The 14,013-nt window shown below is 47.2% G+C and carries 13 protein-coding genes and 1 pseudogene; 11 read left to right on the top strand and 3 right to left on the bottom strand.

The genetic code is table 11. The features are described from left to right. The first annotated feature begins 62 nt into the window (after positions 1-62). A complete protein-coding gene (locus ACSZLD_RS14210; protein WP_444685563.1) occupies positions 63-491 on the top strand; it encodes a hypothetical protein in 429 nt (142 codons plus the stop codon). Here the strand turns inward: ACSZLD_RS14210 and ACSZLD_RS14205 are convergent. Beyond that, a pseudogene (locus ACSZLD_RS14205) lies at positions 431-1,048 on the bottom strand (transposase); the annotation flags it as partial. The gene ACSZLD_RS14210 and the pseudogene ACSZLD_RS14205 overlap by 61 nt on opposite strands. A 524-nt stretch (positions 1,049-1,572) precedes the next feature. Here ACSZLD_RS14205 and ACSZLD_RS14200 point away from each other — a divergent pair. Then, a complete protein-coding gene (locus tag ACSZLD_RS14200; protein WP_377907684.1) occupies positions 1,573-2,367 on the top strand; it encodes a VLRF1 family aeRF1-type release factor in 795 nt (264 codons plus the stop codon). Between the two features lie 72 nt (positions 2,368-2,439). Here ACSZLD_RS14200 and ACSZLD_RS14195 read toward each other — a convergent pair whose 3' ends face one another. Further along, on the bottom strand, positions 2,440-3,636 hold the full coding sequence (locus ACSZLD_RS14195; RefSeq protein ID WP_377907685.1) for an MFS transporter: 1,197 nt from the start codon (positions 3,634-3,636) through the stop codon (positions 2,440-2,442). A 134-nt stretch (positions 3,637-3,770) separates the two neighbouring features. On the opposite strand from ACSZLD_RS14195, the gene ACSZLD_RS14190 reads away from it, so the two are divergent. From ACSZLD_RS14190 to ACSZLD_RS14180, 3 genes are all read left to right on the top strand, one after another. Continuing rightward, positions 3,771-4,154: an OsmC family protein gene (locus ACSZLD_RS14190; protein WP_377907686.1), complete on the top strand. Its 384-nt coding sequence runs from the start codon at positions 3,771-3,773 to the stop codon at positions 4,152-4,154. A gap of 79 nt (positions 4,155-4,233) precedes the next feature. Then, positions 4,234-5,583, top strand: coding sequence for an MATE family efflux transporter (locus tag ACSZLD_RS14185; protein ID WP_444685562.1), 1,350 nt, complete (start codon positions 4,234-4,236; stop codon positions 5,581-5,583). Between the two features lie 110 nt (positions 5,584-5,693). After that, entirely contained in the window at positions 5,694-7,877 is a 2,184-nt protein-coding gene (locus ACSZLD_RS14180; protein WP_444685561.1) for a tetratricopeptide repeat protein, read from the top strand. A gap of 199 nt (positions 7,878-8,076) precedes the next feature. On the opposite strand, the gene yfkAB is transcribed toward ACSZLD_RS14180, so the two are convergent. Further along, complete coding sequence (gene yfkAB / locus ACSZLD_RS14175) at positions 8,077-9,216, bottom strand: radical SAM/CxCxxxxC motif protein YfkAB (RefSeq protein ID WP_444685560.1); 1,140 nt, start codon at positions 9,214-9,216, stop codon at positions 8,077-8,079. A 181-nt stretch (positions 9,217-9,397) separates the two neighbouring features. Here yfkAB and ACSZLD_RS14170 point away from each other — a divergent pair, with 181 nt between their 5' ends. The 6 genes from ACSZLD_RS14170 (at position 9,398) to gvpT (ending at position 13,991) form a co-directional block, all read left to right on the top strand. Beyond that, a complete protein-coding gene (locus ACSZLD_RS14170) occupies positions 9,398-9,568 on the top strand; it encodes an SE1561 family protein (RefSeq protein ID WP_444685559.1) in 171 nt (56 codons plus the stop codon). A gap of 6 nt (positions 9,569-9,574) precedes the next feature. Beyond that, the gene (locus ACSZLD_RS14165; protein WP_444685558.1) at positions 9,575-10,198 is read left to right on the top strand and encodes a histidine phosphatase family protein; all 624 of its coding nucleotides are present in this window, start codon (positions 9,575-9,577) and stop codon (positions 10,196-10,198) included. A gap of 5 nt (positions 10,199-10,203) precedes the next feature. Next, positions 10,204-11,079, top strand: coding sequence for a DNA-3-methyladenine glycosylase family protein (locus ACSZLD_RS14160; RefSeq protein ID WP_377907692.1), 876 nt, complete (start codon positions 10,204-10,206; stop codon positions 11,077-11,079). A gap of 8 nt (positions 11,080-11,087) precedes the next feature. Continuing rightward, on the top strand, positions 11,088-12,473 hold the full coding sequence (gene rlmD, locus ACSZLD_RS14155) for a 23S rRNA (uracil(1939)-C(5))-methyltransferase RlmD (protein ID WP_444685589.1): 1,386 nt from the start codon (positions 11,088-11,090) through the stop codon (positions 12,471-12,473). Positions 12,474-12,975: 502 nt separating this feature from the next. Then, positions 12,976-13,374 (top strand): hypothetical protein, encoded by a 399-nt coding sequence (locus ACSZLD_RS14150; protein ID WP_377907693.1) that lies wholly within the window; start codon positions 12,976-12,978, stop codon positions 13,372-13,374. Between the two features lie 20 nt (positions 13,375-13,394). Next, positions 13,395-13,991 carry a GvpT/GvpP family gas vesicle accessory protein gene (gene gvpT, locus ACSZLD_RS14145; RefSeq protein WP_444685557.1) on the top strand — a complete coding sequence of 199 codons (597 nt, stop codon included), beginning with the start codon at positions 13,395-13,397 and terminating at the stop codon, positions 13,989-13,991. The last annotated feature ends 22 nt before the right edge of the window (positions 13,992-14,013 follow it).

Here is a 14,013-nt window from a genome sequence, read left to right as displayed (position 1 = left end):
AGCACTATTTGTTATAGAATGGTAATCAGAGTGACTAACGATAGGATCGGAGGGATTTGTGTATGAGCAAAAATTCTAAATGGGTGACAGCCGGCTCGATTGCAGGCCTTTTGGCAGCGGCTGCAGCCGTAGCTTCAAGTCCAAAAGCCAGAAAAGGTGTTACACGAGCGGCTTCTGCTTCCAGCGTGCAGGTGAAAAACCTTATTGCATTGGTGCGGGATAATCGTGAAGAAGTAGTTCAGCATTTAAAGGCTTCGGGAGAAGAACTTTCCCGCGTAGTGGATCACGCTTCTGATGATGTCAAGCAGCTCATGGAGGCTTCTAAAAAGATGAAGTCCCATTTTGATGAAGTATCCCGAGTGCTTCAAGGAGTTAATACAGAGTGGAAAGACCTTCTTGAAGAAGTTAAAGAGGAGCCGAAACGAATCGATCAGGGAGACGTTGAACTTGAGCACGTTCCTGAACATGGTGAAGGGCCAAATAAATTGTAATAAAAAGAGGCTGGGACAAAATACTTCTCCAGCACGTAAAAAACGCTTTCGATGACCCAGGCGGGTCGTCGAAAGCGTTTTATTTGGGAGAAGCAAGAACGAATCTGTCTCATGGCCGTGAACTTTCTCTTGTTCACGGCCATGAAGGCGAATCCCAGTTCTTGTTTTATCTTGGCTTTGCCTCTCACCGACATCCTGGTGAAACGCAAATTCGCCTTCAGAAATCCAAAAACGGCTTCCAAGTCGGTTTTGCGCCGACCATAGAAAGCTCCAGTTTTCTCTTCCGAAAGCAGTTGGCGGATAGGTGCTTGTTGCGTTTCCCATCCTTCATTGTAATAAACCTTTCGGTTCGTCCCTTCCTTCGCCCTGGAACAATCGACGCGGAAAGGACAACTCGTACAGTCTTCACATTCGTAGACCTTGAATGTCCGCTCAAATCCTGATCGATCCTTTCGGCGGGACCTATAACGGAAGGGGACTTTTTGTCCGTTAGGACAGAGGAACGAATCCTCTTCCGGATCGGTTTTCGAATAACTGTTTCGATCATGGAAAGGATAAATGTATCAGCAGTACAAGCTGATCCATGTTATACTCTTTAAACATACGGATACCTCCGGTTTTGTTATGACTTGGTCGTTCTAACTTAACCTGAAGGTATCCTTTTTTTATCGGGAAATTAAGACCGTACGGTCTTGATCATGGGTTGATCGTGAAAAGACAAGAGACGCCTGCGGAAAAAGCAAGGGTTGAAGATCCACCGCCGCTGTTTTTGCGGCGGTTAGCTGAAGCCTTGCCCGCGGCAAGCGATTGGCATTGGAAGGATCAACCCCCTCATACAGAAAGCCCTCACCAAAAATGGTAAGGGCTTCTTTTAATGCTGGTTTTGTCCCAGCCTCTTTTTCCAGTTACATAAGGGGATAGCAATTCTACATGGTAAGGCGGTAAATAAAAAACCTGCTACTGAGGAAGCGTTTCGTCTTTTCTGTTCGATGCTTTAGAGAAGTACAATAAAAAGATGTTTTAATGCCTGTGAAACAGGCAACAGAAAAAATACACATATTATTAGGAGGTTTGATCGACTATGGCATTAACAAACGAACTGAAATCACTCCAAAAAATACAGTGTCCGGACGGTAAATGTGTTCTGTCTGTTTACTTGAACACCGATCCGTCTGATCCTGACCAGCAAAAAGGGGAATGGAAGATCCGCCTCAAGAACGGTATGAAACGAATTGATGAATATATCGAAGCCTCGGATGATCAAGAGGAGAAAAAAGCATATAAAAAGCTTCGTAAAAAAGTGGAAGAAGAAATCCATGGCAATCAGCCGAATTTACTGAAGAGTGTCATTATCTTCGCATCCGACCATGAAGATCTTTGGTCAGTCAATTATTTGCAAGTGCCGGTTGAAACCTCTTTCCATTGGGAAGAAACACCAGTGCTGGACCAGCTTGAAAGCCTGCAAAGCAGTTATCCGCGGGCTGGCGTTGTCATGCCGAATAATGATGAAGTACGTGTTATTGATACCTCGCTCGGGGAAGTCCACGACGAGTGGAGCTATGAGTTTGATTCCGGCAAGGAGGAGTGGACGTTTAAAGAAGGTCTCGCTTCGCAGGATCGAACCGCTTCCGGTGCGAGCCATGTGGATAAGTTCAAGCAGCGATTCGAGGAAAATAAATACCGTTTTTATAAAGACATGGCTCAAAAAGTGGAGAAAATTAAAAAAGACCACGGCTGGCAGGAAATTTACGTAGTCGGTGAAGCTGACATGGCCCGCACGTTTGGTGAAGTTCTTCAGACAGAGCCGGCAGGCTATGTGGAGAAGAACTTGAATAAAAAAGAAACGAAGCATGTATTAGCAGAAGTGTTTGATTAAAAATACGTGTTGAATGGCAATAAGAGCTGTCGCCGGATCATCCGGCGGCAGCTCTATTACTTTGAAAAAAGATCAGGCTGTCTGCTTGTTTGTTTGGTGAAGCCGGCCGGAGGATTTTCGGTATTCGAAAACGACACCTGCCATTGCAGCAAGCGTCAGCATGCCGCCAATGGACAAATAGATGGCACCGGACCCGACCGTATCAATCAAGAACCCGCCGATCACCGGACCGGTCATGCTGCCGAATCCGAACAGCACCGCTGTCATCACGTTACCCGTAGGCAGCAGATCAGCCGGAACCAAGTCTGCTAAATACGTAATCCCGAGTGAAAATAAAGAGCCGAGCAGCATGCCGGTTAAAACAAATCCGCTGAAAAGCAGTACGGAGGATTGTTCGATTAACGGCATTAGAAAGAAACTAACTGCTCCGGTGGTCATGAGTCCAAGCAAAACGCGGCTGCGCCCAATCCGGTCACTCAGCATCCCTAACGGGAACTGGGTTACGAGGCTTCCGAAAACGAACCCCGGAAGCAGAAACATAGTCGTCAGCTCCAAGTCGATGCCCATCCGCATGGCGTAGACAGGGTAGTTCCCGTGGATCGAGGCCTCCAGATAGCCGTAGCAAAAGCCGGGGAGCAGCGCAAACCATGCGAGTTTTATCACTTTTTTATACCTGCCGACGGTACCGAGCTTTGATGCAGTTTCCACATTTCCTGAAGGATATTCATTTTTTAAATACAGCATAAAGCAAAGTGCAACGAGGCTGAGCAGGGCAGAAATGACGAACGGAAGATAAAGATTGACATCTAAAAGCCGAACTGTCATCGGCCCAAGGCCAAAACCGAGTCCGAAAGACAAGCCATATAAAGCCAGCTGTCTGCCTCGTTTGGCAGGATCAGCTGTCGTACTGATCCACACTTGCGTTGAAAAGTGGATCAAGTTATCGGCAATCCCTACGATCATCCGCAGAACAAACCAGAACCAGAATGCCTGCCATAAGGGAATCAGCAGGACAGAGATGGTAACAAGCACCAGCCCGACCAGGATAACCGGCTTATAACCGTATTTTCGAACAGGCTGTTCGATAAAAGGGGAAACCAAAATAATTCCGATATAAAGAGCTGCTGCATTAAGACCATTGGCAGCAGAGGACGTGCCAGCATTTTCGAGCAGCACTGCAAGCACGGGCAGCAGCATACCCTGCGAAAATCCGGCGATCAGCACCATGCCGATCAGCACCCAGTAACGGAAGCCGGGTTTGTTAGCCATACGCATCACCTGCTTCGAGTAGTTAATATCCTTCACCTATTTTAGACTTCTTATGCAGATATGCAAGAAGCTTTTACGTGACGAAGCAGGGGGAGAAAGGTAAAATAGGAAGGGCAGATAACAGGAGGGATACAATGGATTTTACGTGGCAAGGCGAGTATTTTGAAACCGAATTTGAATTCGGCACATTGAAAATCAGCGGAAAAGAAGCACATGGCTTCCGCCCTTTTCAGCTGATGGTTTCATCCATTGCTGTGTGCAGTGCTTCGGTTTTGAGGCAGGTAATGGAAAAACAGCGGATGCAGGTTGATTCACTGACGGTTACCGCTGATGTGACGAGAGATGAAGAAGCTGCAAACCGTATTTCAGCAATTGCTCTTCACTACGTGATAAAAGGAAGCGGCCTTGCAGAGAAAAAGGTCGAAAAAGCGGTCTCACTTGCCGCAAAAAACTGTCCGATGGCACGCACTGTTGAAGGGGCTGTCGATCTGACAGAAACATTCGAAATCACGGAATAGACAAGTAGGCTGCTTTTACCGGCAAGACCGGTGAAAGTCAGCTTTTTTAGTCGCACGCAGAAGGCAGGAGGAGACCATCATGGCGGGAAAGCAGTACGACTTCACGAAAGGCAGCATCATGAAAAAAATGATTCTGTTCTCTTCGCCGATCTTTTTAACGAATATCCTGCAGACTTCGTATCAAGTGATTGATTCATTATGGGTAGGAAATCTGCTCGGCCCAAGTGCATTGGCAGCGACTGCTGTATCAGGCGTTGTCATTTTTACGATTTTATCGTTCATCATCGGAATTAATACGTCTGCATTGACGGTACTCTCCCAGTATAAAGGTGCCGGGAACGATGATGGATTAAAGAAGGCGTTGAATGCGTTTGTGGTGATTCTCGGGTCCCTCGCTCTTATTCTCGGGGTCATTGGCTTTGTATCAGCTGAATGGATCTTGAATGCAATGGGTACTCCGGCAGAGACGCTGCCGCTTGCTGCGCTTTATCTTCGCATAAACTTTGTTGGAATTTTATTTCTTTTTGGCTATAACTTTATTGCGACCGTGCTGAGAGCGCTTGGAGATAGTAAAACCCCGGTAAGGTTCGTCCTGTTGGCCGTGATACTGAATGCAGTATTGGACCCCATTTTTATCGCTGTATTGGATTTAGGGATCGCCGGAGCTGCTTATGCTACGATTCTGTCGCAGGGAACTGCCTTTTTGTATGGGCTTATTTATTCAGTTACAAAGGGAGGGGTTCCATTTTCCTTGCCGTCACTGCCCGCTGCTGAGCAAGCAAGAAGGATATTTAAGCTCGGCCTTCCATCCGGTCTTTCCATGATGGTTATTTCTGGCGGTGTGCTGGCAATCATGACGGTTGTTACGAGCTTCGGTGATGAAGTCACGGCAGGCTTCGGAGCTGCTCAGCGGTTAGACAGTCTCATTATGATTCCAGCACTGACGTTAGGATCTGCGATCAACAGCATGGCAGGTCAAAATATCGGCGCTGATAAGTGGGGCCGTGTTGGAGATATAACGAGAAGCGGACTGACGCTGATCGCGATCGTTTCCGTCAGTCTAAGCGCAGCTGTTTTTTTCAGTGCAGAATGGGCGGTCGGGTTGTTCGTGCAAGATCCGGAAACCGTGGCATTCGGCACGATGTATGTCCAGACAGTTGCGTTTTTCTACCCGTTTCTTGGGATTAACTTCGTCCTAAACGGTGTTGTCCGTGCTGCCGGGGGAATGATGCAGGTATTTATTTTGAATGTTATTTCATTTTGGATTCTCCGGTTTCCACTGACCTATCTCGCAGCTTCGATGTTTGGTGAAGCCGGCATCGGCATTGGCATGGGCGCTTCCTTAGTCTTGAGTGCCTTGATTGCTGCTGCTTATTACCGCTTCGGCGGTTGGAGAAGCATAAATATTATGGAAGACTCGAAAAAATGAAACAGACCCGCAGGAAAAACGTCTTTATCATCGAATATATCAATGAAAGACCTATGCTTTCGGGATAAGCCGGAACATCAGGCAAACAGGCATCGTGGAGGGATCATAATATGACGCAGGCAGAGGCACTTGTTCAAAAAACGTATTATAAACAAGTTGCAGGTGAAGAATATCATCAGTTTCCGGTCAGCCGGCTGGGGAATCTCCTGGCAGACTCGTTAAAGATAGGAGAAGGCGAAGAAGACGATATTCGATTTGCACAGGGAGAGGTCTACTATCACCATCAGGATTTAGAGGCTGCAGTATTTAAATGGGAGCAAGTTCAAGGAGAGCTGCACGGTTGGGCAGTGAAAAACATTGGTGATGCGCACTACGATTCCGGGTGGATGGAAGAAGCGAAAAGCAAGTATCTTTCTGTAAAAACAGAAGACAGTGTGCTTAGAAGCGAAACGGCTTTACAACTTCTCTCCATTTACGCAGAAGAAAAAGATCAGGCGAAAGTATATGAATACTTAGAGCTTGCTCTTGATATCGATCCGGATTATCCAGGTGTATCTGATCTTGCAAGAACCATCTACGAGGATTATAAAGATTGGAACAAAGCAGTGGACCTTGCCGTTAAAGAGGGGGCCAGAACGAATGATTTAAGCTGGTATCGTCATCTGCACGGGTACATAACATCCGGTTACACAGCGTCTTTTTCTCCGGAGTATTTTGATCTTCCGGCTAAAGACCTGGCAGAGAAAGACCACCGGCTGTTCCAGGACTTTATGGGAGCACTTACGACAGTTTACCGCGGCACGGATCAGTTTATTTACTGGGTGGCAGCGATGAACGGGATCTTTGCATCCATTGAATTGACTCGAAGACCTGACTGGGAGCAGATGGCAGCACTGCACCATGATGTCTACCTCGATCTGACAAATGGGGTGTTCATGGAGTCAGAGATGGAACCGGTTATGCCGGAGCTTCTCCGGCATTGGGAAATGCTGTCGGACGGACAGAATGCGGTTCTTGCTGTAGCAGCTCAAGCGGCATGGGAAGAGATTTATCCTGAAAAAGAATCCGTGCTCACAAGTCCATTGGATGAAGAAACAGAGCATGCATCGCTTGCCGTTGAAGAAATGCTCCGGTTACTGGAATCAATGGCTTCCTGGGTGGAAGCTGAGGAGCTTGATCCTTCAGGAACGACGGAGCCGCTCCGTGAAGACCTGGCTGCTATTCCGGGCTTAAGTACGATGATGGACCAGCGGGACGGGTTAACATTTGACCGTGTAAAGTGGCTGGAGGCAATCCGCACAGATTCTGATCGCGCTGAGCGGACGGCAGCTGAGCTTGCTCGAGCTGCAAAACGACTGCTTGACCGGCTCGAAGCTCAGCAGCGGTCAGTCGAAAATTCTCTTGAGCAGGACATTCAGTTTTATGAAGAAATGCTCAGCCGATTTAAAGGGCTTCGCAATACGCTGACAGACACACTTTCTGAAAAGCAGCAGAGCATTGTCGGCACCTATCAGAAAATGAAGCAGATGCAAAAGGAGCAGTTTGAGTCCAATGTGCCTTCTTTAATTAAAGCGAGTGAAGATGTGCTTGAAGATGAGGAAAAGCCGGTTAAAAATCTTCACGAAGATTTGAATGCGGCGATGAATACTCGTCTGCGCGCCTTCGTTGACGACGAGCTTTTCCCAATTTTCCGCCGTTCGCTTCAAGGATGGCTGAAAAATACAGAACAAGAGCTCCAGGAATCCCAGCTGTATCTGGATGAAAACAATGAAAGCTTAAACAGTATGATCGGCGAAGAAAAAATGCAGCTTCAGCTGGATTTTGCTCTGCTGGAAGACTGGCGCCGAGACTTAACGCGCATGATTAACCGGACGGAGCTTCCAGAAGAGAACATTATGGGCAGACTGGAGCCGAAGCAAATCATGCTGCGTAATGTCGGCAAATTTTTTGGAGAGATGCAGCAGAGCAAGTCATTTTTACTTCAGCAGTACAAGCGTCTTCTGGAGAATGATGATTTTCAGGATACAGCGGAGTCACTTTCCTATAAGCTGTTCTTTGAATTTGATCTATTTGAAAAAGCGATCCGTGCGGATGTCGATTCAGCCTTTACTGATGTCATTCTTCATATTGAGCAGGTAATGGAAGAGTATGAAACAGCGCTTGCTGAAACGCGGACAGAATTACAGCGGCTTCATGAGCACCCGGAATACTTTTACGACCCGCTTAAAATATTCAGCATGAGACACCGCCAGTGTGAGCGCCTTATCGGCCAGGACCGGCAGGCGTACAGCTGATTCAGCATTTAATAAAGCGCAGAGGCTCAGGCCTCTGCGCTTTTCAGGCTGTTGATAAAGTAATTTCAGGTGAATAACCTTGCATCTGCCTGCATCTGCGGACACTCGCTTTCCGGAGGGAACGGCCTCAGCTAACCGCTTCCTCCTGCTGTCCGCCGGGTCTTCGCTGCGTTCTGATTCTCCTGGAGCCGAAGACCTGCTAAATATCAGCTGTATCAGTCCGTTCATAGGATATAGCTGCATGACGAGTGCGAAAGTCGGTCTCCGGGTAGTAGGTGTTTTTCACGAGCAAATTCGGACCAAGGCAGGAAACAGCGGGACAGTGGCACGATAAAGAAGCTGCAGTTTTGGACTGCTGCCACTTATGGAATGCTTCCGGCAGGGTGTGGTCATCAATTGTTCCAAGCTCGCCGTCAGCATGAAAGTCCGTGACATGAATGGACCCGTCAAAAATGTTTAAATTTAAGCGTGACCGTCCATCGGGATCGTTTCTGACGGTAACGTTTGGCTCTGCCTGAAGCCTCTGCAGCAGTTCTAAATCCCGTTTATCTGAGCTGCACGCATAAAAAGGCAAGGTGCCGAACAGCATCCAAACGTCTGGATTGCGTACATCGAGAAGCCGATGGATCCCGTCTCGAATGTCATCAAGTGAAGAAGTTTCAAGGTGGGCAGCGAAGCTGGTTGGATACATCGGATGAACTTCATGCCGGGCAGCCCCCATCGAGACAATTTGTTCATGGATCGATTCTAAATGAGGCAGCGTTCGTTTATTCAACATCGTTTCAGCTGAAATCATCACGCCGCGCCGGCTTAGCTCCAAACTGTTTTCCACCATAGTGCGGAAGGCTTTCTCCCGCACTTGCTCCGGCGGTTTTTTCTCCATAACAGCAAAACCGATATCTGAAAAATCCTCGATACTTCCGTAATTGTGGGAAATATGCAGCACATCCAGGTAAGGTAAAATTTCTTCGTACCGCTTCAGCGGCATCGTTAAGTTAGAATTAATTTGCGTACGCGCACCTCGTTCATGTGCATAGCGGAGCAGAGGCACCACATAATGACGTACGGATCTCATGTTCAGCATTGGCTCTCCTCCGGTGATACTGAATGCGCGCAGAAACGGCACAGTGTCCAGGCTTTCCTTAATACGCTCAAATGAGAGTGCATCGGGATCCTTTTGCTGCAGACTGTAGCCGACAGCACAGTGTTCACAGCGCATATTGCAAAGGTTCGTTGTCGTAATTTCTATATTTGATAAGACAGCCCGGCCAAACTCAGTCTGATCCATATATGCTTCCCACGGATCATTTGCAGGGGATATCTTCGTTATATTCGTCATTCTATCGTCCTTTCTGCTTTCCATACCTGTTTTAAAGCAGGAGTTTTGCTTCTGCCATTCATAGTTTAACAGCTTCAGGCGACTTGCAGGAGGTTTTTCGTAAAGAGAGTGCAGGAATATAATTGAGTTTCTGGGCTGGCGTGATAGAATGGTACATTGGATAAGGAAAGGAGCATCATAGATGAACAAGCAGGAAAAATGGACGAGCCTTCATGACCGCATGGAGCGACTCTCAAATATGGTAGATCAGCTTGATCTTGAGCGGACGGAAGTGGAGGATATTGACCGGATGATTCTCATGCTGGAAGAGCTCGAAGAAAAATGCCGTCAGTATCGCAGGGAAGAGGAGTGACCGGGCATGCCTACGATTTATTTGATCCGGCACGGTCAGTCTGAAGCAAACGCAGGCGGTATCATTCAAGGACAGTCTGACTATCCACTTTCTTCATTAGGGAAAAAGGAAGGGAAAGCTGCTGCAGCCTGGATGGAGCAGGTACACTTGGATGCCATTTACGCCAGCGACCTTGAGCGGGCATCCCAAACGGCTGCTTACCTCGCTGAAACGCGCTCATTGCGAGTAAAAGAATCTGCGTTGTTCAGAGAAGCGGCTCTTGGTCCGCTTGAGGGCAGAACGAAACATGAAATTATAGCTGCTTATCCGGAGTTAAAGAAAAAAAGACTTGCAGCCTCGGGAATACCGGGCACAGAAAACTTCGAACAATTAACAGACAGATGCAGAAAGATAGTCAGGCTGCTTTGCTCGCATGAAGACGAAGCCGTAGCTGCTGCTGTTTCACATGGCGGATTTATCAGTATTTTGCTGATGTATTTATCAGCCGGGGACAGCTGGCCTGAGGTGCACAATCCATACATGATCTCAAACACTGGCATTACGAAACTGGAACTGCGGAAAAACGGTACGGCATTTTTTCACTTTGTAAACAGTACAGTCCATACGATACCTGCTAACAGAAGGAGCTGATCAACGTGGCTACAGTAACAATTGAGCTTGTACGACCATACCGGTTCGATCAGGCGTTGAAACGGTTGTCCATTGACCCGCTTCTTCAACTTAATCATGAGCATCAGGAACTGTTCGTACCGCTTTGGATTGACGATAAACCGGTGCCGGTGCGGATGCTGCAGACTGGCTCAATGGAGCGGCCCGTTTTTCAGCTGGAATGGGACGAAGCGGACGAAAAAGCAGTCACTTCTGAAGTTGCGCGACTGTTTCAGTGGGAAACAGATTTAGGCGCGGTAGCCGATGCGTTTAAAGGAACGGAATTGGATCCGCTCTTTCAACAATTTCGTCATACTCCGTTTATATGTGATTTTCAGCGGTACGGCTCTCTCGTTAAAACGATCATTCATCAGCAGCTGAACATGACCTTTGCCTTTACACTGAGCACACGGTTTGTGCATGAAACAGGATTTGAGAAAAGCGGTGTCTGGTTCTATCCATATCCGGAAACCACCGCCGCACTGGGTGTAGCTGATCTAAGGGAATTGCAGTTCAGCGGCAGAAAAGCGGAATATGTCATTGATACTTCCGCGCTGATCGCTGAGGGGCGTTTGTCGCTCGACTCACTTGTCCTTAAGGATAAAGAAGAAGCAGTTGCAGCGTTAAAAGCGGTTCGCGGAATCGGTCGATGGACTGCTGAAAATTTTCTCATGTTCGGGCTGGGTGAGCTGGATTTATTTCCTGTTCAGGATATTGGGCTTCAAAACGGATGGAAAAAATTGAGAGGTTTAGATCAAAAGCCAAAGGCAGAAGAATTGGATTACGTTGCAAAAGCGTGGCCTCCTTATCGGACATACGCTGCCCTTTATCTATGGGAAAGCATTGAAAGTCCGCCTCTATAGAAAGGAGAATAACTGTGGCTCAAAAACAAGTGACCATAAAGAAAGGCCAGCGTTTCCCACTTACGATAAAGCGGCTCGGGATCGATGGAGAAGGCGTCGGCTTTTTTAAGAAACAGGTTGTGTTCGTGGATGGAGCGCTGCCGGGGGAAGAGGTTGTCTGTGAAACAGTCAGCGTGTCCTCTAAATTTGCACGGGCAAAGCTCGTCAAGATTCGTAAATCTTCTCCTGACAGGCAGAAGGCACCGTGCCCGGTATATGACCGCTGCGGCGGGTGCCAGCTGCAGCATTTGTCTTATGAAGCGCAGCTGCGCGAAAAACAGGATCTCGTCCGCCAGTCATTTGAGCGGTATACGTCAATTAAAACGGCTTCTTTATTAAAAGAAACGATTGGCATGGAGCATCCATGGCGATATCGCAATAAGGGGCAAATGCAGGCCGGCATGCTGAACGGGCACGTGATCGCCGGTTTGTACGAAAAACACAGCAACCGACTGTTGAACATCGACGCTTGTATCGTCCAGCACGAAACGATCGATCACGTCACCAATGAAGTGAAGGAAGCGGCCGAGGCCTGCGGCATATCGATCTACCATCCGAAAAAGCATAAAGGTTTTCTGCGGACGATTGTAACCAGGCAGGGATTTCATACAAATGAAACTCAGCTCGTCCTCGTCACAGCATCTGAAACATTTCCCGAAAAAGAAGCCTTTTTATCTGAAATACGCAGCAGGCTCCCAAACCTGACATCCATCATGCAAAATATTAATGAGAAGAAAACCCCTCTCGTGTTCGGAGAGAAAACCATTCCTCTCGCTGGAGAAACTAGTATCCGGGAAACGTTATCAGGAAACGTATTTGAGCTCTCAGCCAGAGCCTTTTTTCAGCTGAACCCGTCTCAGACGATTGCGCTGTATACCGAAGCAATAAGAGCAGCAAATCTGACCGGCTCGGAAAATGTAGTAGATGCTTACTGCGGAACGGGAACGATAGGCATATGGGCAGCCGGGCAGGCGCATGAGGTCAGGGGTATGGATACGGTTCAGGATGCGATCAGCGATGCGGAGCATAATGCTTGCCTGAATGGATTGAGCAATCTTTCATTTGAAACTGGCAGAGCAGAGGATGTGCTGCCGGCTTGGGAAAATGATGGATGGAAAGCAGACGTCATAATCGTCGATCCGCCTCGTACCGGTTTGGCTGATAGTCTGCTGAAAACACTAACAAAAATAAAACCCAGGCGACTGGTATACGTATCCTGCAACCCGTCGACATTGGCAAAAAATGCTGCGGTGTTAGCTGAACGAGGAGGCTACCGGCTTGAATCGCTGCAGCCTGTTGATATGTTTCCGCACACAGCCCAAGTGGAAACCGTCGCTTCTTTCGTTCAATCGTGAACAAAGAAGACTGTTTTACAGACATGAATACGAACTGAATTTACTGTCACAGCAAGCGGAGCTCTTTCGAGAGCCCGCTCTTTTTTTGTTTGACGATTACCGGTCCGAAGCGTTACATATTAATGAAAATACAGGTATGCCGTGGTAGACAGCAGGAGGAAAAAACCGAGTCGTTTCTCTTCGAAAGCGAGTGTTTTCATGAACAGGCCAATTAAAGGCAGTTATCCGTGGTAACGTGATCGACGTTCCGAAATGGAAGCTGTCTTGTTGAATTGGGTAATAGGCATATTTCCAGTCGATGATAAGGAGCGGAACACAGATAATTCGTTCATTAGTTACATTTTATTCATCTACGTTCGTTATACAGATATTAATCATCCTTTGTACTAACGATATATTGTGTAAAAGAATATATTAAAGGAATATTTAACTGTTTTTCTGCATAATTCATGACAGGAAGTGGTATAGGACATTAATTGTCACTATTTAAGGAGGGTACGGAATGTCGGATGAACAGAACAGTCAAGATAAAAGCTATGTACTTACGGGTTCTCTTATAGGTGCAGGTATTGGATTTCTATCCAGCAGTAAAGGTGCCCGAACTCTGCTTTCCAAAGCAGCAAAAACGGAGGCAGCAAGAGCACTTGGATTTCAGGTGAGGCGAACGCTTCAGGACATGCTGATCGAACAGGCTTCCAACAATCTCAGAAAACAGGTGGATGGCTATTTTCAAAATATGGACAGCGGTCCGGCTCAAAAGCTGATGGAAGCCGGTAAAGATAAGCTTCTTGGCTCTGGGAATAAGTCCAACGATCAACAAGCCGAGAAGGAGAACAATGATTTAAACGAGCGCCTGGACCGGTTGGAAAAAATGGTGTCCGAGCTCGCAGATAAAAAATAATTGAAAGGCGGTTTTTCATTATGGCAGAAGAAGAAAAAGACGAGAAGCAGCAGGAAAAAGAATCCGGCAGCAAAGGGCCGGGCACTATTAAATCTACATTTGTAGGAGCCGTCATCGGTGGAGCCGCCGGCTACTATTTCAGTCCGAAAAACCGGGAGAAGCTGATGGATAAGTGGGAAACAATTGATAAAGAGGAATGGAAGCAAAAGAGTGCCAGCCTGGCTGGAAAGCTGAAAGAAACAGCATCCGGGTCAGGCGGCTCCCTGAAACAGAAAGTAAAGGAGCCGATTAAAAAGCTTCTTGGTGCAGACGGCAGTAAAGAAGAGGATGACGAGAACGAAAACGAAGAAGAGGAAGAAACGGAAGACGACAATCAATCTGAGGAAAGCGAAGAAAAAAGCAGTACAGAAGAAGAAAATGAACAATTGAAAGACCGGATTAACAGCCTTGAAGAAAAGCTGGAAAAGCTCATCGCCTCAAATTCTGATTCGTCCGACGAGGAAGAAGATGATGATGAAGAAGAGGAAGATGAATCAGAAGAAGAGGAAGAAGAGGAAAGCGGGTCCGGAAAAGAAACGGAAGTAGAAGGCAAGTCCGGATCTTCGAAAAAGAAATAGAACTAACAGAAGGAGCTGCGCT

This window comes from Alkalicoccus luteus (assembly GCF_052061695.1).
GTDB lineage: Bacteria > Bacillota > Bacilli > Bacillales > Salisediminibacteriaceae > Alkalicoccus > Alkalicoccus luteus.
The sequence above is the reverse complement of the archived record's forward strand: the minus strand, read 5'-3'. Positions and strand labels throughout refer to the sequence as shown.

Bases quoted from the DNA above. Each gene is read 5' to 3' on its own strand.
- ACSZLD_RS14185 (WP_444685562.1), top strand. From the start codon at position 4,234: ATGGCGGGAAAGCAGTACGACTTCACGAAAGGCAGCATCATGAAAAAA.
- ACSZLD_RS14200 (WP_377907684.1), top strand. From the start codon at position 1,573: ATGGCATTAACAAACGAACTGAAATCACTCCAAAAAATACAGTGTCCG.
- ACSZLD_RS14195 (WP_377907685.1), bottom strand. From the start codon at position 3,636: ATGGCTAACAAACCCGGCTTCCGTTACTGGGTGCTGATCGGCATGGTG.
- ACSZLD_RS14180 (WP_444685561.1), top strand. From the start codon at position 5,694: ATGACGCAGGCAGAGGCACTTGTTCAAAAAACGTATTATAAACAAGTT.
- yfkAB (WP_444685560.1), bottom strand. From the start codon at position 9,216: ATGACGAATATAACGAAGATATCCCCTGCAAATGATCCGTGGGAAGCA.
- ACSZLD_RS14190 (WP_377907686.1), top strand. From the start codon at position 3,771: ATGGATTTTACGTGGCAAGGCGAGTATTTTGAAACCGAATTTGAATTC.
- ACSZLD_RS14165 (WP_444685558.1), top strand. From the start codon at position 9,575: ATGCCTACGATTTATTTGATCCGGCACGGTCAGTCTGAAGCAAACGCA.
- ACSZLD_RS14170 (WP_444685559.1), top strand. From the start codon at position 9,398: ATGAACAAGCAGGAAAAATGGACGAGCCTTCATGACCGCATGGAGCGA.
- gvpT (WP_444685557.1), top strand. From the start codon at position 13,395: ATGGCAGAAGAAGAAAAAGACGAGAAGCAGCAGGAAAAAGAATCCGGC.
- ACSZLD_RS14210 (WP_444685563.1), top strand. From the start codon at position 63: ATGAGCAAAAATTCTAAATGGGTGACAGCCGGCTCGATTGCAGGCCTT.
- ACSZLD_RS14150 (WP_377907693.1), top strand. From the start codon at position 12,976: ATGTCGGATGAACAGAACAGTCAAGATAAAAGCTATGTACTTACGGGT.